This window comes from Bifidobacterium stellenboschense, from assembly GCF_000741785.1.
In the GTDB taxonomy this organism is placed as follows: domain Bacteria; phylum Actinomycetota; class Actinomycetes; order Actinomycetales; family Bifidobacteriaceae; genus Bifidobacterium; species Bifidobacterium stellenboschense.
Window position 1 is genome coordinate 77,996 of sequence record NZ_JGZP01000011.1, and the last position, 17,659, is coordinate 95,654.

General features: G+C 67.7%; 15 protein-coding genes. 4 read left to right on the forward strand and 11 right to left on the reverse strand.

What is annotated here, in order from left to right; genetic code table 11:
• Nucleotides 1-22: 22 nt before the first annotated feature.
• From mraY to mraZ, 7 genes are all read right to left on the reverse strand, one after another.
• Complete coding sequence (gene mraY / locus BSTEL_RS04645; RefSeq protein WP_034527694.1) at nt 23-1,129, reverse strand: phospho-N-acetylmuramoyl-pentapeptide-transferase; 1,107 nt, start codon at nt 1,127-1,129, stop codon at nt 23-25.
• An 82-nt stretch (nt 1,130-1,211) separates the two neighbouring features.
• Entirely contained in the window at nt 1,212-2,690 is a 1,479-nt protein-coding gene (locus BSTEL_RS04650) for a UDP-N-acetylmuramoyl-tripeptide--D-alanyl-D-alanine ligase (RefSeq protein WP_034527697.1), read from the reverse strand.
• Between the two features lie 71 nt (nt 2,691-2,761).
• Nucleotides 2,762-3,652 (reverse strand): hypothetical protein, encoded by an 891-nt coding sequence (locus BSTEL_RS04655; protein WP_034527699.1) that lies wholly within the window; start codon nt 3,650-3,652, stop codon nt 2,762-2,764.
• 21 nt (nt 3,653-3,673) lie between these two features.
• A complete protein-coding gene (locus BSTEL_RS04660; RefSeq protein WP_051922851.1) occupies nt 3,674-5,491 on the reverse strand; it encodes a peptidoglycan D,D-transpeptidase FtsI family protein in 1,818 nt (605 codons plus the stop codon).
• Nucleotides 5,491-5,943: a cell division protein FtsL gene (gene ftsL, locus BSTEL_RS04665; RefSeq protein WP_034527701.1), complete on the reverse strand. Its 453-nt coding sequence runs from the start codon at nt 5,941-5,943 to the stop codon at nt 5,491-5,493. The genes BSTEL_RS04660 and ftsL overlap by 1 nt, the downstream gene beginning before the upstream one ends.
• Nucleotide 5,944: 1 nt before the next feature.
• Nucleotides 5,945-7,033, reverse strand: coding sequence for a 16S rRNA (cytosine(1402)-N(4))-methyltransferase RsmH (rsmH, locus tag BSTEL_RS04670; RefSeq protein WP_051922858.1), 1,089 nt, complete (start codon nt 7,031-7,033; stop codon nt 5,945-5,947).
• 134 nt (nt 7,034-7,167) lie between these two features.
• Nucleotides 7,168-7,617 carry a division/cell wall cluster transcriptional repressor MraZ gene (gene mraZ, locus BSTEL_RS04675; RefSeq protein ID WP_034527873.1) on the reverse strand — a complete coding sequence of 150 codons (450 nt, stop codon included), beginning with the start codon at nt 7,615-7,617 and terminating at the stop codon, nt 7,168-7,170.
• 513 nt (nt 7,618-8,130) lie between these two features.
• On the opposite strand from mraZ, the gene BSTEL_RS04680 reads away from it, so the two are divergent.
• Both BSTEL_RS04680 and serA read left to right on the forward strand, forming a co-directional pair.
• Complete coding sequence (locus BSTEL_RS04680) at nt 8,131-10,410, forward strand: HelD family protein (RefSeq protein WP_034527704.1); 2,280 nt, start codon at nt 8,131-8,133, stop codon at nt 10,408-10,410.
• 10 nt (nt 10,411-10,420) lie between these two features.
• A complete protein-coding gene (serA, locus tag BSTEL_RS04685; protein ID WP_034527706.1) occupies nt 10,421-11,620 on the forward strand; it encodes a phosphoglycerate dehydrogenase in 1,200 nt (399 codons plus the stop codon).
• 165 nt (nt 11,621-11,785) lie between these two features.
• Here the strand turns inward: serA and nrdR are convergent, their stop codons facing one another.
• Both nrdR and BSTEL_RS04695 read right to left on the reverse strand, forming a co-directional pair.
• Nucleotides 11,786-12,229, reverse strand: coding sequence for a transcriptional regulator NrdR (gene nrdR / locus BSTEL_RS04690; RefSeq protein WP_034527710.1), 444 nt, complete (start codon nt 12,227-12,229; stop codon nt 11,786-11,788).
• A gap of 164 nt (nt 12,230-12,393) precedes the next feature.
• A complete protein-coding gene (locus BSTEL_RS04695) occupies nt 12,394-12,690 on the reverse strand; it encodes a LysM peptidoglycan-binding domain-containing protein (RefSeq protein ID WP_238567628.1) in 297 nt (98 codons plus the stop codon).
• 167 nt (nt 12,691-12,857) lie between these two features.
• On the opposite strand from BSTEL_RS04695, the gene lexA reads away from it, so the two are divergent.
• Together lexA and BSTEL_RS04705 are read left to right on the forward strand one after the other, a co-directional pair.
• Entirely contained in the window at nt 12,858-13,610 is a 753-nt protein-coding gene (lexA, locus tag BSTEL_RS04700; RefSeq protein ID WP_034527714.1) for a transcriptional repressor LexA, read from the forward strand.
• 203 nt (nt 13,611-13,813) lie between these two features.
• Nucleotides 13,814-14,764 carry a cation diffusion facilitator family transporter gene (locus BSTEL_RS04705; RefSeq protein ID WP_034527715.1) on the forward strand — a complete coding sequence of 317 codons (951 nt, stop codon included), beginning with the start codon at nt 13,814-13,816 and terminating at the stop codon, nt 14,762-14,764.
• A 217-nt stretch (nt 14,765-14,981) separates the two neighbouring features.
• Here BSTEL_RS04705 and BSTEL_RS04710 read toward each other — a convergent pair whose 3' ends face one another.
• The gene (locus BSTEL_RS04710) at nt 14,982-15,944 is read right to left on the reverse strand and encodes an L-lactate dehydrogenase (protein ID WP_034527717.1); all 963 of its coding nucleotides are present in this window, start codon (nt 15,942-15,944) and stop codon (nt 14,982-14,984) included.
• A gap of 232 nt (nt 15,945-16,176) precedes the next feature.
• Nucleotides 16,177-17,652 carry a GTPase HflX gene (gene hflX, locus BSTEL_RS04715; protein ID WP_034527876.1) on the reverse strand — a complete coding sequence of 492 codons (1,476 nt, stop codon included), beginning with the start codon at nt 17,650-17,652 and terminating at the stop codon, nt 16,177-16,179.
• Between the last annotated feature and the right edge of the window lie 7 nt (nt 17,653-17,659).

Sequence of the window (17,659 nt, forward strand, 5' to 3'; positions counted from 1 at the left end):
GATACGCCGGGATGCGCCCGGATCAGCCGAACAGTAGGCCGGAACGGGTCACCCAGTCGCCGTAGAAAACGACGAGGCCGATGAGCACGAACATGAGCTCGATCATCCAGAAGCGCACGACGACCTTCGACTCCTGCCATCCGCACAGCTCGAAGTGGTGGTGGATGGGCGCCATCTTGAACACGCGCTTGTGCGTGGCCTTGAAGTAGCCGACCTGGATGACGTCGCTCATCGCCTCGATGACGTACAGACCGCCGATGATGACGGCGAGGAACTCGGTGTGCGTGGCGATGGAGAGCGCGGCGAACAGGCCGCCGAGCGCGAGCGAGCCGGTGTCGCCCATGAAGATCTCGGCCGGGTTCGTGTTGTACCACAGGAACCCGATGCAGGCGACGGCCGCGCACACGGCGATGATCGTGAGGTCGAGCGGGTCGGAGACGCCGTAGGCGAAGCCGTAGTGGCCGGCGCCCTTCAAGTGGTAGCTCTCCCAGAACGCGATGACGCCGTAGCCGGTGAACGCGATCATCGAGGAGCCGGCGGCGAGGCCGTCGAGGCCGTCGGTGAGGTTCACCGCGTTCGTCCACGCGGCCATGAGGAAGTTCACCCAGATCACGAAGATGACGATGGCGACGGCGCGGCCGGCGAAGTCGAAGCTCAGGAACGGCTTCTCGATGAAGCTCATGCCGGCCTGCGCGCTCGGGAACCCGTTCTTGGTGGGGATGAGGAGCGCGAGCACCGCGTAGATGGTGGCGAAGATGAACTGGCCGATGAACTTGCCGCGCACGGTCAGGCCCTCGTTCTGCTTCTTGCGCACCTTGGCGAAGTCGTCGATGAAGCCGAGCAGGCCCATGGAGAGCATGGCGAACAGCACGAGCACCGCGGACCAGGAGGGCGCGTCGCCGTTGTGCAGGTAGCGGTAGAGCGCGGAGGCGGCCCAGCCGAGCAGGATGGCGAGGTTGATGACGACGCCGCCGAGCGTCGGCGTGCCGCGCTTGACCAGATGAGACTGCGGGCCGTCCTGGCGGATGTACTGGCCGTAGTGCAGTTTGTGCACGAGGCGGATGAGCATCGGCGTGCCGGCCAACATGACGACCAACGACACGAGCATTCCAATGATGAGCGCGATCACTTGCTGTTCCTTTGTTCTGTCTGTTCCCTCGCCGGGGTCTGTATCCCGGCGTTCTCCCGTATGTCCCGGACCCGTGCCGGCGTCACGCGTCCGGCGTCCAGCGCGCGGCGAGCGCGCTCAGTCCGGAGGCGTGCGACCCCTTGAGCAGCACGACGGTGCCGGCATGCTCCCGTGCGGCGGCACGCACGAGCGCGTCGGCCGCTTCGGTGTCGTGCACCTGGGCGACGGCCGCCGCGTCCATGCCCGCCTGCGTCGCGCCCTGCGCGATCGAGGCGGCGAGCGCGTCGAACTCCGGGTCGGTCGGCGAGCCGACGGCGATGACCCGGTCGACGCCGGCGCGTGCGGCGTACTCGCCGATGCCGCGGTGCAGGCCCTGTTCGTCGCCGCCGAGTTCGAGCATCGCGCCGAGCACGGCCACGCGGTAGGGTTCGGCTTCGCGGCCGGCGCCCCAGCGGGCGAGGCCGTCGATGCCGGCCTTCATCGAATCCGGGTTCGCGTTGAACGAGTCGTCGATGAGCGTGAACTCCGCGTCGCCCTTGCGCACCGTGGAGACGGCCATGCGGTGCGGGCTGATGCGCTTCTGCTCGCCGAGCGTCGCGGCGATCGCGTCGAGGTCCATGCCGAGCCGGCTGGCGACGGTGGCGGCGGCGAGCGCGTTCATCACGTTGTGCGCGCCAGGGATGCCCATCGTCACGTGCGCTTCCCGGCCGTCGGCGGCGACGAGCGTGAACGAGGCGCGGTCGGTCGCGTCGCAGGTCACGTCGCGCGCGGTGAGCGCGTCCTCGCCGGCGTGGGCCGGGTCGACGCCGAACCACAGGACGTCGCCGGGCGCGATGGCGGCCATGGCGGCGACGTGCGCGTCGTCGGCGTTGAGGACGGCCGTGCCGCCGGGCACGAGGCCGTGCACGATCTCGGATTTCGCCTGCGCGATGCGTTCGACGGAGCCGAATTCGCCGAGGTGGGCGACGCCGACCTTGAGCACGATGGCGATGTCCGGCGGGGCGATGCGCGTGAGTCCGGCGATCTCGCCGACGTGGTTGGCGCCCATTTCGGCGACGAAGTAGCGGGTGGTCTCCCCCACCGTGAGCGCAGTGAGCGGCAGGCCGATGTCGTTGTTGAACGAGCCGACCGGGGCGACGGTCTCGCCCATCGTGGCGAGCAGCGTCTTGAGCAGGTCCTTGGTGGTGGTTTTGCCGACCGATCCGGTCAGTCCGATGAGCGTGAACGGCTCGCCGGTGGCACGACGCAGTTCGATGTTGCGCTTCGCGAGCGCGCCGAGCGCCGCGACCGTGTCGTCGACGACGATCTGCGTGACGTCGGCGCCGGCGATCTCGTGGTCGACGATCGCGGCGACGGCGCCCTGGGCGCCCACGCGCGTCACGTAGTCGTGGCCGTCGACGCGTTCACCCTTGATGGCGACGAACACGCTGCCCTCGCCGACCTGCCTGGAATCGCTGACCGTGTGACGCGCGACCGCGCCTTCCGGCACCGCGCCCTGCGCGGGCGGGACGATGCGTCCGTGGGTCGCCTCGGCGATCTGCGCGATGGTCATCGGCATCATTGTGCTGTCCGTCAAACCTTCAATCCTCCGTCGTTCGTTGTTTCCCATGTGGTCCTGTGTATCCGTCCGCGCTAGTTGAGGTCGCCGGCCACGCGCAGCGCGTTCCTGATGTTGTTGCGCCGCACGCCCGCCGCGAGCACCATGGCGATGGCGAGGGACAGGCGGCGCCGTTCCTCGTCCGTGTCGGCGGTGGTGGCGAGCCGTGCCAGCGTGTCCGACTCCTCGGTGCGGCTGGTCACGCGCATCTGCTCGTCGGCGCGGAAGCCGTATTCGTCCTGCATGCGTTCGATCACGGCGCGGTCCGCGTTCGCGGGTGCCGGCGTCTCGGATCCGAACACGTCGACGCTGACCGATTCGAGCGCGTGCGCGGCGACGGTCAGATCGTCCATGGCGATGACCACGGCCGCGGCGCCGTCCTCCGCGCACACGGCGAGCGTGCGCTGCAGGTCGAGCACGCCGAGCGGATAGTCGAGGTCGAGACGGCGTTCCAGCGAGTACGAGCCGCCGACGCTGATCACGCCCACGGGGTTGCCGAGCATGTGCAGGAATTTGGCGAGCTTGTCGACCACCGCGACGCTCTCCGAGGGGGTGCCGGCGCTCACGGCGAACACGGCGAGCGTGTTGGACGGGTTGCCGGCCATCTGCGCGGCCAGCGTGCCGAGCTCCTCGTCGGTGGGCGTCGCGTACAGGATCGGCATGTCGGGCGCTTCGGGGAGGTTGGCGCGCGTGGTCTCGGGCACGATGGCCGCGTACGCGCCCTTGCGGCGGGCGCGGCGCAGCGTCTCCACGTCGAGGTCCTGTTCGGACCACAGCAGCGCGCCGGGGACGACCGAGTCGACGTCGTCGGCGAGCGAGGTGACGGTCACGGACTTCGCGAACGGCGGCACCAGCTCCCAACCGTAGTGTTCGACGAGATGCCCGAGTGTCATGCGCTGCATGATGGACTCGCTCACTGCGCTCATATTCTCCCTTTCGCCCGTGTCCTACCACTCAACCGGAATAGCATCCGTGCGCGGCGTCGAGGTCGGCACCTCGTACTTCTGCATGAGGAATTCACCGATCTGCGCGAACAGCTTGCCGGATGTGGTACCACCATACATGCCGTCCGGGTCGAGCATGACCACGGTCACGACGTAGCGCGGATTGTCGGCGGGGATGATGCCGGAGAAGTCGGCGATGATCGAGGTGAGCTGGCCCGTGGAACCTACTACCTCGGCGGTGCCGGTCTTCGCCGCGACGCGGTAGCCGTTCACGCTCGCCGTGTTCTTGTACTCCTCGGCGACCGACTCCATCGCGTTCTTGATCTCATTCGACACGCCCTCGTCGATGACGCGCGTCGCCTCGCCGTGCGTCTCGTCGGTCACGTGGCCGTCCGCGTCGGTCACGGACTTGATGATCGACGGCTGGCGCATGACGCCGCCGTTCGCGATGACCGACACGGCGCGCGTCAGCTGCAGCGCGTTGACCGTGTAGCCCTGACCGAACAGGATCGTGTCCTTCGTGCGGCCGTCCCACGATTCGGGCGTGCCGAGCACGCCCTGCGACTCGCCGGGCAGGTTCAGGCCGGTGGGCTGTCCGATGCCGAACTTGGTGAGCATGTCGTAGCGCTGCTGCGAGGTCACGTTCTCGGAGGCCATGACCATGCCCACGTTCGACGAGTTCTGCAGGATGCCGGCGAGCGTCCAATGCTTCGTCTCGTGTTCGACGGCGTCGTGGAACTTCTGGCCGTTGCTCTTCGTGTACTCGTAGGGCACAGTGAACTTGTCGGTGATCTTGTGCGCGCCGTTCTGCAGGATCGCGGCGAGCGCCGGCACCTTGCCGATGGAGCCGGGTTCGAAGGTCTGGCTGACGGCGCGCGAGACGGACAGTTTCGCCTCGTCGGAGCCGGCCTTGATCTGGTCGGAGTCCTCCAGGGCGACGATGCCGCCGGTCTGCGTGTCCAGGACGACGGCGATGCCCCACTGCGCGTTGCTGGATTTGACGCCTTCGGTGAGCACCTTCTTCACATACCAGTCCACGTCGGCGTCGATGGTCAGGGTCACGTCCTTGCCGTTGACCGCGTCCTTCGACTCGGTGACGGTGCCGGGGATGACCTCGCCGCCGTTGCCCCGCTGGTAGACGGTGTACCCGTCGGTGCCGCTCAGCGTCTTGTCGAGGGTCTGTTCGAGGCCGGCGGCCCCGCGTCCCTCGTCGTTGACGCCGCCGAGGAGGGAGCCGAGCAGCGTGTTCTCGGCGTAGACGCGTTCGCTGCTGAGTTCGCCGTAGACGATGCCGTACAGGCCGAGCTTGTCGATCTGGCGTTTGACCTGCGGGGTGACGTCCTTCTTGATGACGACGTACTGGCCGGTGCCGTTGAGCATGGCGCCGAGCTCCATCGCGTCCATCTTGAGGATGGGGGCGAGCAGGCGCGCGACGGCGGCCGCGCCGGTCGCGCCGACCGGCTTGCCGTCGATCTCATGGCAGTAGCCGAGGGATTCCGCCTGCTTGGAGCCGCAGGCGACCGGGGTGAACGAGGTGGCCGAGTCGGGCACGCCGATGATGTTGTAGCGTTCGACGCTCTGGGCGAGCACGGTGCCGTTCGCGTCGAGGATCTTGCCGCGGTTGGCGCTGGAGACGATCTTGGCGGTGCGCGCGTTGGTCGCGGCCTGCGCGGTGGCGCGGCCCTCAAGCAGCTGCACGCAGGCGAGACGGCCGAGGCATATGGCGGCGATCACGGCGAGCACCAAGGCCACGGCGAGGCTCTTGACCATGAAACCGTCCAGCCCGTGGGCGCGGGTGAACGCCTGGAATCGCTTCTTCATCACTGGCCGCCTTCCTGAGGCTCCTGGTATCCGTTCAGATCGATGGTCACGGATCCGGACTGCGGGACCATGCCCATGTCGCTGGCCTTCTGCGGCAGCGACGCCTCCAACTGGTCGAGCTTCGCCTGGTCGTCCTGCACGTCCTGGGTGAGACGGCTGATCGAGGTCTCCAGCTGGGAGGTCTCGAACGCGTTGGACACCATCTGCGTGCGCAGCATGAGCGCGCCGATCAGCGTGGACGCGAGGAACGCGACCGCGACGACGATATGCACGGTCGGTGCGGACCGGGTCCTCACCCAGGTCATGAACCGGCCGAAGCCGGCCGCGAACCCGGTTCGGGCGTCCGCTCCGCCGTCGACGACGCGCAGTTCGGGACGGGACGCGGGACGGGACGCCGGTTCGGGACGGCGGGATGCGCTCGTGGAGCGCGCGGTACGTGCCGATGCGGCCATGTCAGTTCCTCCCTCCGCGCCTGCGACGGGCGTTCGTTCCACGTCCGCCATGTGCGGTTTCGTCGGGGCGCATGTCCCGTTCGAATCGTTCGATGATGCGTTCCGGCAGCGGTCTCGCCAGTTCGACGGCGCGCAGCCTGACGGAGGCGGATCGCGGGTTCGCCGCGATCTCCGCCTCGTCGGCTTTAAGCGCGCCGCGCGTCAGTTCCCTGAAGAACGGGCGGGCGTCCGGCGGGACGACGGGCATGTCGGGCGGCACGTCGGCCTTGAGCCCCTGCGCCATGAAGGATTTGACGGTCTTGTCCTCCAGCGAGTGGTAGGACTCGACGACGATCCGGCCGTGGGCGCCGAGCCGCAGCGCGATCTGTGGCAGGGTGCGCGCGAGCTTGTCGAGTTCGCCGTTCACTTCGATGCGCAACGCCTGGAAGACGCGCTTCGCCGGGTTCCCGGCGGGACGGTGCGCCTTCGGAATCACCTCGTCGACGAGCGAGTTGAGCTGCGCGGAGGTGGTCAGCGGGCCGTGCTCCTGCCGGCGTCTGACGATCTCGCGGGCGATCGGCTTGGAGAACTTCTCCTCGCCGTAGGTGCGGAAGATGCGCGTCAGCTCGCGTTCGTCGTATTCGGCGAGCACGCGGGCGGCGGTGAGCGGCTGGCTCACGTCCATGCGCATGTCGAGCGGGGCGTCGTGGGAGTAGGAGAAGCCGCGGTCGGTCTCGTCGATCTGCAGGCTCGACAGGCCGAGGTCCATGAAGGCGGCGTCGACACGGCCGATGCCGTGCGCGTCGAGCGCCTCGGTGAATTCGTCGAAGGCCGCGTGCACGGGGATGAACCGGTCGGCGAGCCCCTCGCGTCCCATGCGTTCGGTGGCGAGCGCGAGCGCCTCGGCGTCGCGGTCGATGCCGACGAGGCGGGCGTTCGGCGCCGCCTTGAGGAACGCGGTGGCGTGGCCGGCGAGACCGAGCGTGCAGTCGACGATCACCGGATGAGCGGTCTTGGCGAGGCCGGAGGTGACCAGTCGCACGCAGTCGTCGAGCAGGACCGGCTGATGGATCGCGGCCGGATCCCTCGTCTCGCCCGTCGCGGCGTTCATGTCGCCCGTGTCGGCCATGTCCTGCTCCTTGGATCGTTCGTGGTTCACCGTCGTCGCGGTCTCCGTTCCGTTGGTTCGTTCGTTTCGTTCGATGGTCTCGTCCATATCCGTATGGCTCCGGCCCGCCGTCGCGCTCACAGTCCCACCTCCGGCAGGACGTCGTCGGCGATGTCGGCGTACCCCTGCTCCTTGTCGGCGAGATAGGACTCCCACGCCTCGCGGTTCCAGATCTCGGCGCGCGTGCCGACGCCGATCACGACGATGTCGCTGCCGAGGTTCGCGTAGTCGCGCAGCATCTGCGGCACGAGCACGCGGCCCTGCTTGTCGGGATCCTGGTCGACGGCGCCGGACAGGAAGACGCGCAGGTAGTCGCGCGCCGCCTTGTCGCCCATCGACGTGCGCTGAATCTGCATCGCGATGCGACGGAACTCCATGGCGGGCAGCAGATACACGCAGCGTTCCTGCCCGCGCGCCATGACCAGCCCGGTGCCGAGCTGCGCGCGCATCTTGGCGGGCAGGGCCATGCGGCCCTTCGCGTCAATCTTCGGGGTGTAGGTGCCGAGCATGAGCGGCGGCAGGCCCATCGGCGCGGGCTGCGCCGGCGTCGCGGCCGCGGGAGGCGGAGCGACGGGAGACGCGCCCTCCGCCGGTGTCTGAGCCCCCGGCATCGCGGCGCCCTGCCCCATCGGCATCTGGCCGGGCATGCCCATGGCGGGGTACATCGGGTAGCCCGGATAGGGGTATCCCTGGTATCCGGCGTATCCCTGGCCCGACTGGGCGGGGCCGAATCCCTCCTCCTGCATACCGTTCACGGTCTCGCCGGCCATCCGCCCCACCTCCTTCGCACACCATCCGGGCACACTCCGACCACACTGCTTCCCCACTCTACCCCACTTTCCCCCATTTTTCCCCACGCACTCACACAATTCGCGCTTTTTCGGCGGGTTACGGACCTCCGAGGCGCTCCGGCTACGCACCAAGGACGAATTCACCCGGAATTCACCTCGTCCCCGGACCGACCCGCCGGCCACGTTCGGGGTGTGGAGTAGATTGGAATACTCAAGTTTTCAGGAACCAGAACAGGGGATTCGGAACACATGTCGAGTTACGCCTCGCAGATCGAGGAGGAGCAGCACGCGGTCAGCCGCGCATACGACCGTCTGGACGCGTTGCGCGCCCAGGCCAGGCAGCGTCTCGACGCCGTGCGGGCCGCGGGATCGCACGGTTCGCCGACGCAGCGCACCGAACGCGACTCGTTCGCCACGATGTACGAGGACCGGCTCACGCAGCTGCGCGCCGTCGAGGACCGTCTCGTGTTCGGGCGTCTCGACGACAGGACCGGCGGCCGACGCTACATCGGCCGCATCGGCCTGTCCGACGACCGCCACGTGCCGATGCTCACCGACTGGCGCGCCGAGGCGGCACGTCCGTTCTACGAGGCAACGCCGTCGCATCACGGCGACATCGTGATGCGACGCCACATCACGCTGAGCTTCCGCGACGTGGTCGCGTTGGAGGACGAGGTGCTTGACATCCACTCCGATCAGGTCGGCGAGGCGTCGAAGTCGGGCACGCTGACCGGCGAGGGCGCCCTGCTCGCCTCGCTGAGCTCCCGGCGCACCGGCAAGATGACCGACATCGTCGCCACCATCCAGGCCGAGCAGGACCACATCATCCGTTCGGCGATGGACCGCGCGGTCGTCGTGCAGGGAGGCCCCGGCACCGGCAAGACCGCGGTGGCGCTGCACCGCGCCGCCTACCTGCTGTACACGCACCGCCGCACGCTGGAACGTTCCGGCGTGCTCGTCGTCGGCCCCAGCTCGACGTTCCTGCACTACATCGACCAAGTGCTGCCCTCGCTGGGCGAGACCGGCGTGGTCTCGCGCACCATCGGCGACCTCATCCCCGGCGTCGAGGCCACCGCCGTGGATTCGCCGCGCGCCGCATGGCTCAAGGGCGACCACCGCATGGCCAACGCGGTGCGCAACGCCGTCGCCGCGCGCGAACGCGTGCCCGCCGACCTGCCGGTCGTGCAAATCAACGGTATGCCGGTGCCGATGCTCGCCACGGACGTCGAACAGGCGATCGCCGACGCCAAACGCACCCGACAGCCGCACAACAAGGCGCGCGAGACGTTCGTCAAGTCGATGATCTCCGCGATGCGCATCCGCTACGAGGAGCAGCTCGACTACACGCCCGACCAGGACGAGGTCAACCGCGTGGTCTCCCTGCTGCGCATGAACGACAAGGTGCGCGTCGCGCTCAACCTCGCCTGGCTGCCGATGAACGGCATGTGGCTCATCGACGACATGTTCTCCAAGCCGGCGAAACTACGCCGCTACGCCCCATGGCTGAGCGACGAGGAGGTGGCCGAACTGACCCGACCGAAGGGGGCGCCGATCACCCGCTCGGACGTGCCGCTGCTCGACGAGGCGCTGGAGCTGCTCGGCGACGATCCGAAGCTCGCGTCGCGTCGACGCCGCGAGGAGGCCGCGCAGGCCGAGCAGCTGCGGTTCGCGCAGGACACGCTCGCCCAGAACGGCATCGGCACGGGCCTCGTCACCTCGCAGATGCTGCTCGACCAGATCAACGGCTCGGACGCCGAGGCGACCGCGCAGGCCGCCGGCCGCGACCGCGAATGGACGTACGGGCACGTCGTCGTCGACGAGGCGCAGGAGCTCACCGCCATGGACTGGCGCATGCTCATGCGCCGCTGCCCGTCGCGCTCGTTCACGATCGTGGGCGATGTGGCGCAGACCAGCGCGCTCGGCGGCACCCGTTCGTGGGCGAAGACGATGAACCGCCTGTTCGGCCGCGGCCGCTGGGATTTGAACGAGCTGACCATCGACTACCGCAACCCTCAGGAGGTGTCGGATCTCGCCGGACGGTTCGCCGAGGCGCAGGGGCTCTACATCTCCACCGTGCACGCGGTGCGCCGCATCCCCGGCTCCGTGTTCCGCCTGACGGTCGCCTCGCGCGGCGAACTGTGCGCGGCGGCGGCGCGCGAGGCCGCCGGACTGGCGGAACGGTTCGTCGCCCAAGACGGCACGGGCCGCGTGGCGGTGATCGCCGCCGACGCGCTGCTGCCCGGACTGCGCGACGCGATGGATGCCGCCCTGCGCGACGTGCTCGGCGCCGCCGAGGCGGAACGGCTCGCCGCGCAGGAGCCGTGGGATCGTCAGGTGGACGTATGCGGCACCGAGACGGTGAAGGGACTCGAATACGATGCGGTCGTGCTCGTCGAGCCCGGGCTCATCGATCAGGAGGCACCGAGCCGTCTGGTCGCCGCCGCCGACCTGTATGTGGCGATGACGCGTCCGACGCAGCGTCTGGCCATCGTTCGAACCTCATTGGACGAAAAGGACTTGGAACTCTAAGGTGGGAAGCATGCCTAAAGCACTGTTACTGGAGAACATTCACCCGGACGCGGCCAAGTCGCTGCGCGATCACGGGTTCGAAGTGGAGACGATGAAGGGGGCCTTGAGCGAGGACGAGCTCATCGACGCGCTGGACGGCGTCGACGTGGTGGGCGTGCGCTCCAAGACGAATGTGACGCGCCGCGTGCTCGAGGCGCGCCCGACCCTCTCCGCGGTGGGCTGCTTCTGCATCGGCACGAACCAGGTCGACCTCGATTTCGCGGGCGAACAGGGCATCGCCGTGTTCAACGCCCCGTATTCGAACACGCGATCCGTCGTGGAGCTCGTGCTGTGCGACATCATCTGCCTGATGCGCCGCATCCCCGCCCACACGCATCATCTCAAGCACGGCGTGTGGGACAAGACCGCCACCGGTTCGCATGAGGTGCGCGGCAAGACCCTGGGCATCATCGGCTACGGCAACATCGGCTCCCAGCTGAGCGTGCTCGCCGAGGCGATGGGCATGCGCGTCGTGTTCTACGATCTGGAGGAGAAGCTGGCGCTCGGCAACGCGCACCGTTGCGCCACGCTCAACGAGCTGCTCGAACAGTCGGACGCGGTGACGATTCACGTGGACGGCCGCAAATCGAACACCGGGTTCTTCGGCGAGGACCAGTTCGCCCACATGAAGCAGGACGCGATCTTCATCAACGCCTCGCGCGGCTTCGTCGCCGATTTGGGCGCGTTGAAGCAGCATCTGGATTCCGGGCACCTGTCCGGCGCCGCCGTGGACGTGTTCCCCGTGGAGCCGAAGAAGACGGGCGACCCGTTCGAGACGGCGCTGGCCGACGAGGACAACATGATCCTCACCCCGCACATCGGCGGTTCGACCCTGGAGGCGCAGGAGGCGATCGGCCACTTCGTCTCGCAGCGTCTTGAGGATTACTGGGAGAAGGGATCGACCTCGCTGTCGGTGAACCTGCCGCAGATCAATCTGGGCGCGAACCGTGGCGTGGCGCGCATCGCCCACCTGCACGCGAATCTGCCGGGCGTGCTCGCCCATGTGAACCGCGTGCTCGGCGAGGAGAACATCAACATCGCCGCCCAGTCGCTCGGCACCGAAGGCGAACTCGGCTACGTGGTGACCGACGTGTCCCAGCGTCCCTCCAAGGAGGCTCTGGAGGCCCTGCGCTCCATCGAGGGCACGATCCGCATGCGCGTGATCTCCTGATCCGGCGGGGGGTTCTCGGCATCCCCGCGCCCGTATAATGAATGGCCCGCTGACGGTATGTCCGTCCGCGGGCCATCGTCGTTCAGGTTTCCGTCCTCCTGACTCCCCTACGGGCATTGATTCCCCTACGGGCATCCGCGAGGATGGATACTCAATTCCTTCTTCTTACTCCTCCTTGAGCGCGTCGATCGCCTGCTGGAAGTCGGACAGGTTCTCGAAGTTCTGGTAGACGCTGGCGAACCGCAGGTAGGCGACCTGATCGAGTTCCTTCAGCGGCTTGAGGATGGCCTTGCCGACCTCGTCGGACGTGACCTGCGCCTGCCCGGTGGACCGCAGGTCCTCCTCGACGCGCTGGCCGAGCTTCCTCAGGTCGTCCTCCTTGACCGGACGCCCCTGGCAGGCCTTGCGCACACCGGAGATGACCTTGTCGCGGTTGAACGGCTCCAGGCTCCCCGACCGCTTCTCCACCAGCAGCGTGGTGGTCTCCAATGTGGTGAACCGCTTATTGCAATGCAGGCACATGCGCCTACGACGAATCGAATAGCCGTCTTCGCTGACGCGGGTCTCGATGACCTTCGTCTCGGCATGGTGACAATACGGGCAATGCATACCATCAACCATAGCGTGACCCACGCCGCACGCCGTGCGGACGGGGTTTCGACGCGCCGCGGCACCCATCTCCGGCACGGGCCGGCGCCTCACCGTCGCGCGCGCCGCCGCCCCGAAGCCCCGCCCGCCATCCGAGGAGCCCCGCCCGCCACCGGACATGCACGTCACCGTTCACCTCCCGTCTCGTCGGGTTCCTCCGGCACGATGATGCGCTGCCCGACCCGCACCTGCGTGCCGTCCATGCCGTTCAGGCGCTTGAGTTCGTCGACCGACGCCGACACGTCGCCGCCCTCCGGGGTGATCATCTCCGCATAGGTCCACAGCGACTGGCCCGGCTGCACCGTGTAGCTCGTCACCTCCACCGGCGTCGAGGCGCCGGTCGCCTGCTTCGGCGACGAGAACACGCCGACCACCACCCATACCGCGACCATCGCCATCACCAGCACGACCATTCGCCTCATCGCCCTCACCATGACGACCACCTCTTTCGAACAGATGTTTTATCGAACAGTTGTATTGATTGTTGCACGGATGTTCGATTCGCGCAACCCGCCGTGTCGAACATATGTTTTGCCGTTTGTTCGAATCCGCGTTATGCTTGCACCATCACGATGGAAAGGAGTGCGCCATGAGCACGATCCCGTTCACCCCCCGCGACGCCGGGCAGCCGGACGAGCGCGACCTGACGGAACGTCAACGAATGATCCTCGACGCGATCAGGGACTACCAGAACGAGCGCGGCTTCTCCCCCTCCTTCCGGGACATCGGCAGGGCGACCGGCCTGAAGAGCCCGTCATCGGTCAAACATCAACTGCAGACCTTGGCGGAGAAGGGCTTCATCCGCCTCAATGCGAACAAGGGCCGCGCCATCGAAATCCTTTCTCCGGCGACCGCGACGACTTCCGGCGCGACCGCCGGCGGCATCGGCACGACACCCGCACCCGAGTCCGCCGTCGATGGCGAGGGCGCTCCGGTGGTGGTGCCGTTCCCCGCTTCGGTGCGTGAATCCCGTGACGTGCCGCTGGTGGGCCGCATCGCGGCTGGCGTGCCGATCACCGCGGAGCAGCATGTCGAGGACGTGATGCGCCTGCCCGAACGGCTCACCGGGCCGGGAGGCAACCTGTTCATGCTGGAGGTCCATGGCGATTCGATGGTCGACGCCGCCATCTGCGACGGCGACTTCGTGGTGGTCCGCGAACAGCATGACGCGGTGAACGGCGACATCGTCGCCGCCCTGCTCGACGGCGAGGCCACGGTGAAGACGTACCGCAGCGAGGGTGGTCATCTGTGGCTGATGCCGCATAATCCGGCCTATCCGCCGATCGACGGCACTCATGCGACGATCATGGGGCGCGTGGTCACGGTGCTGCGTCGCCTGTAGCGGCGGACACACCCACGCGGCCGTCGTTCATCGCCGCGCCCCGCCAAGGCGATTCCCGCCTGCGTGAGGAATCGCGTGCTATAGTCGTCATCGTCATGGACCCCGGCAGAGCGCCGGGGTCCTCGTGTTTTCGGGCGCTACCGGGAATGGTAGTGAGAAACGGTCTCACCTGCGTGGGACCGATGGAAGCGAGGTGTCACGTCATGGTTCACGATCATGCGCAGGATTCGGCCGCGGTGCGGCAAGCCGGCGGCGAGGCGGCGGCCCACCGTCGTAGGCTCACGGCCACGTTGGCGGTGACGGCTTCGGTGTTCGTCGTGGAAGTGGTGGCCGCGGTGTTGACCGGCTCCCTTGCCCTGCTGGTGGACGCCGGCCATATGCTGACGGACATGTCGGTGCTGATCGCCTCGACGGTGACGGCGGTGTTGATGGCTCGCAGACCGAGCAGCACGCGCACATGGGGTTGGGCGCGGCTTGAGGTGCTGACCGCAGCGGCCGGCGCGGTGGTGCTGCTCATCGTGGGCGTGTATGCGCTGGTGGAGGCGGGCATGCGCCTGTTCGGCGGGGCCGCGCACGGCATCGACGACGTGAACCTCCTGCTGTTCGTGGGCGTACTGGGCTTGTCCGCGAATGTGGCGTCGATCTTCATTCTCGCCTCGCAGCGAGGCGACAACATGAACATGAAGGCGGCGTTCCTTGAGGTGATGAACGACGCGTTGGGGTCGGTGGCGGTGGTCTTGTCCGCCCTGGTGATGATGTCGACGGGCTGGATGGGCTTCGACGCGGTGGCGGGCGGCGTGATCGCCCTGATGATGATCCCCCGTGCCGTCTCGCTGCTGCATAAGGCGATGCATGTGCTGTTGGAGGAGACGCCGGAGGGTCTGGATCTGGACGAGGTGCGCGAACACTTGGAACAGGTGCCGCATGTGGTGGCGGTGCACGACCTGCATGCGAGCACCGTGTCGACGGGCATGCCGTTCCTGATGGCGCATGTGGTGGTGGAGAAGGGCATGACGATGGAGCAGGCGGCGGGAGTCCTCGAACAGCTGCAGGATTGCCTGCGCGAGCATTTCCCCGTCTCGGTTCCGCACACCACGTTCCAACTGGAGCCGGAAGGCTACGACTCCCCCTCCGACGAGTCCCTTCACGAGTAGCGGACCGCCAACCACCCTCAGTCGGCCTCCGGCCGACAGCTCCCGCCAGCGGGAGCGAAAAAGAACAACCCCTGCACGGGCCACAAGGCATCCGTACAGGGGTTATTTCATGAAAAAACGTTCTACGCGTGCGGTCTCAAGGCGCGGAGAGTGAAGGCGTACGAAGGTACGTCGAACTCTCCGCAACGCAGAGAACGCTCCGTAGAACGGTTTTTCATCAGAAGCCGAACTGGGCGGCGGTCTCCTTCAGCGTCTCGGCGGAGCGCTTGAGGGCCGCGAGCTCCTTGTCGGAGACCGGGGTGTTGATGGCGGTGTTGACGCCGGTGCGGTTGATGAGGGTCGGGACGGACATGCACACGTCGGAGATGCCGTGGAAGTCCTTGAGCATGGAGGACACCGGCAGGATGCGGTTGGAGTCCTTGAGGACGGCTTCGATGATGTCGACGCCGGACATGCCGATGGCGTAGTTGGTCGCGCCCTTGCCGTTGATGATCTTGTAGGCGGCGTTCTTGACGTCCTGGTGGATCTGCTCGCGGGTGGCGGCGTCGAGCGGCTCGTGGCCCGGCAGCGGGTTCCAGTCGAGCATCGGGACGCCACCGATGGTGGCGGAGGTCCACAGCGGGACTTCGGAGTCGCCGTGTTCGCCGGCGATGTAGGCGTGGACGTTCTTGACGTTGACGCCGGTCTGCTGGGCGATGAGGAAGCGCAGGCGGGCGGAGTCGAGGTTGGTGCCGGAGCCGAAGACCTGGTTCTCGGGCAGGCCGGAGATCTTCTGGGCGACGTGGGTGGCGATGTCGACCGGGTTGGTGATGAGCATGTAGATGGCGTTCGGGGCGACCTTGACCAGGTTCGGGATGATGGCCTGGAGGATCTTGACGGTGGCGCCGACGAGCTCGAGGCGGGACTGGCCCGGCTTCTGGCGGGGGCCGGCGGTGATGACGACCATGTCGGCGTCGCGGCAGATCTCCGGATCGTCGGAGCCGTCGATGGAGACGGTCGGGTAGAAGCTGGAGCCGTGCTGCATGTCGAGCACCTCGGCCTCGACGCGCTCCTTGGCGATGTCCTCGAGGACGATCTCGCGGGCGATGCCGCGCTGGGCGGCGGCGAACGCGAGGGTGGAGCCGACGGCGCCGGCGCCGATGACAGCGAGCTTCGTGGGCTTGTTGACCAATTCAGCCATGTTAATGAACCTCTCTTAGAGTCAATGCCCGTTGCCGGGCATCATTCAACCAACGGCTACCAATGTACTCGCATTACGTGACGACGCGTCGAACGATGGTTGACGATTTCCTTGCAACGTCAACGTTGTTACCGCTCACACGCACATCGCGCGACACATGTGGGCAAAGTCACATCGCGTGTCATGGAGACACTGGACGTCGGCGCGACACCGCACGCCGCCGCGCCGCGCGTCAGTCGACGGCGACGGCGACGATGCGCGCCGCGAGATGCGCGTCGACGTCGGCGACGACCCTCACGCCGTCGTCGCGCCATTCGACGCTCCCGACGTGGCCGTACTCGCGCACCTGCGACAGCAGGGCGCCAGCCGTGTACGGCAGGAGCGCGTCCACGTGCACGTTGGGCACGGGCAGCAGCGATTCGACGGCGTCGCGCAGCGCGTCGACGCCGCGGCCGTCGAACGCGGAGACGATGTGCGCGTCCGGTTCGAGCGCGGCGAGCCGTTCCAGCGTGGCCTCGTCGCACATGTCGGCCTTGTTGAACGCGATGACGCGCGGGATGGATTCGGCGCCGTCGATGCCGGACAGCACCTCGTTGACCGCATCGATCTGCGAGAACGGGTCCGGGTGGGAGCCGTCGACGACGTGCAGGATCACGTCGGCCTCGGCGACCTCCTCCAGCGTGGATTTGAACGCCTCGACGAGCTGCGTGGGCAGACGGCGCACGAATCCGACGGTGTCGACGTAGGCGTAGAGGCGGCCGTCGCGCGCCTTCGCGCGGCGCACGGCCGTGTCGAGCGTGGCGAACAGCGCGTTCTCGACGAGTTCCGTCGATCCGGTGAGCCGGTTCGTCAGCGACGACTTGCCCGCGTTCGTGTAGCCGACGACGGCGATGGTGGGCAGCCCGTAGCGCCGGCGCGAGCCGCGCTTGACCTCGCGGGCGGGCGCCATCTCGCGGATCTGGCGCTTCAGGCGGGCGATGCGCGTGCGGATGACGCGTCGGTCCATCTCGATCTTCGTCTCGCCCGGGCCTCGCGAGCCGATGCCGCCGTCCGCGCCGGCCGCACGGCCGCCCGCCTGACGCGACAGGGACCCGCCCCAGCCACGCAGTCGCGGCAGCATGTATTCGAGCTGGGCGAGCTCCACCTGCGCCTTGCCCTCACGGCTGGTGGCGTGCTGGGCGAAGATGTCGAGGATCACGGCGGTGCGGTCGACGACCTTCACCTTGGCGGCGTCCTCGAGTCCGCGGCGCTGGCTCGGCGGCAGATCGTCGTCGACGACGATCGTGTCCGCCTCCTCGCGCGCGACGATGTCAGCAATCTCGCGCGCCTTGCCGGAACCCACGTAGGTGGCGGCATCCGGCTTGAGACGATGCTGGAGCAGGCCGTCGCACACCTCGGCGCCCGCGGTCTCGGCGAGCGCGGCGAGCTCGCGCAGCGACTCCTCGGCCTTGGCCTGCGTGGTCTTCGCGCTCGACCACACGCCGACGAGCACGACGCGTTCGAGGCGCACCTTGCGGTATTCGACCTCGGTGACGTCCTTGAGTTCGCCCAAGCCGGCGACGTGCTTCAGCTGGTTGCGCGACTCGCGTTCCTCCCACGCCTCGTCGTGGCGTTCCGCCCAACCGGCGCCGTTCCCCTCGTCGAGCAGCACCTCGGAGGATTCGGCGAGCACTCCCCCTCCGCCCGTCACGACGCCTTCCTCGTCGATGCGTCCG

What these genes read in the sequence shown, in the direction of transcription:
- BSTEL_RS04650 (WP_034527697.1), bottom strand. Translation starts at nt 2,690, where the DNA reads ATGATGCCGATGACCATCGCGCAGATCGCCGAGGCGACCCACGGACGC.
- BSTEL_RS04705 (WP_034527715.1), top strand. Translation starts at nt 13,814, where the DNA reads ATGGTTCACGATCATGCGCAGGATTCGGCCGCGGTGCGGCAAGCCGGC.
- rsmH (WP_051922858.1), bottom strand. Translation starts at nt 7,033, where the DNA reads ATGAACGCCGCGACGGGCGAGACGAGGGATCCGGCCGCGATCCATCAG.
- mraZ (WP_034527873.1), bottom strand. Translation starts at nt 7,617, where the DNA reads ATGGGCCTGCCGCCGCTCATGCTCGGCACCTACACCCCGAAGATTGAC.
- BSTEL_RS04660 (WP_051922851.1), bottom strand. Translation starts at nt 5,491, where the DNA reads ATGAAGAAGCGATTCCAGGCGTTCACCCGCGCCCACGGGCTGGACGGT.
- serA (WP_034527706.1), top strand. Translation starts at nt 10,421, where the DNA reads ATGCCTAAAGCACTGTTACTGGAGAACATTCACCCGGACGCGGCCAAG.
- BSTEL_RS04710 (WP_034527717.1), bottom strand. Translation starts at nt 15,944, where the DNA reads ATGGCTGAATTGGTCAACAAGCCCACGAAGCTCGCTGTCATCGGCGCC.
- nrdR (WP_034527710.1), bottom strand. Translation starts at nt 12,229, where the DNA reads ATGCATTGCCCGTATTGTCACCATGCCGAGACGAAGGTCATCGAGACC.
- BSTEL_RS04680 (WP_034527704.1), top strand. Translation starts at nt 8,131, where the DNA reads ATGTCGAGTTACGCCTCGCAGATCGAGGAGGAGCAGCACGCGGTCAGC.
- BSTEL_RS04655 (WP_034527699.1), bottom strand. Translation starts at nt 3,652, where the DNA reads ATGAGCGCAGTGAGCGAGTCCATCATGCAGCGCATGACACTCGGGCAT.
- lexA (WP_034527714.1), top strand. Translation starts at nt 12,858, where the DNA reads ATGAGCACGATCCCGTTCACCCCCCGCGACGCCGGGCAGCCGGACGAG.
- ftsL (WP_034527701.1), bottom strand. Translation starts at nt 5,943, where the DNA reads ATGGCCGCATCGGCACGTACCGCGCGCTCCACGAGCGCATCCCGCCGT.
- BSTEL_RS04695 (WP_238567628.1), bottom strand. Translation starts at nt 12,690, where the DNA reads ATGAGGCGAATGGTCGTGCTGGTGATGGCGATGGTCGCGGTATGGGTG.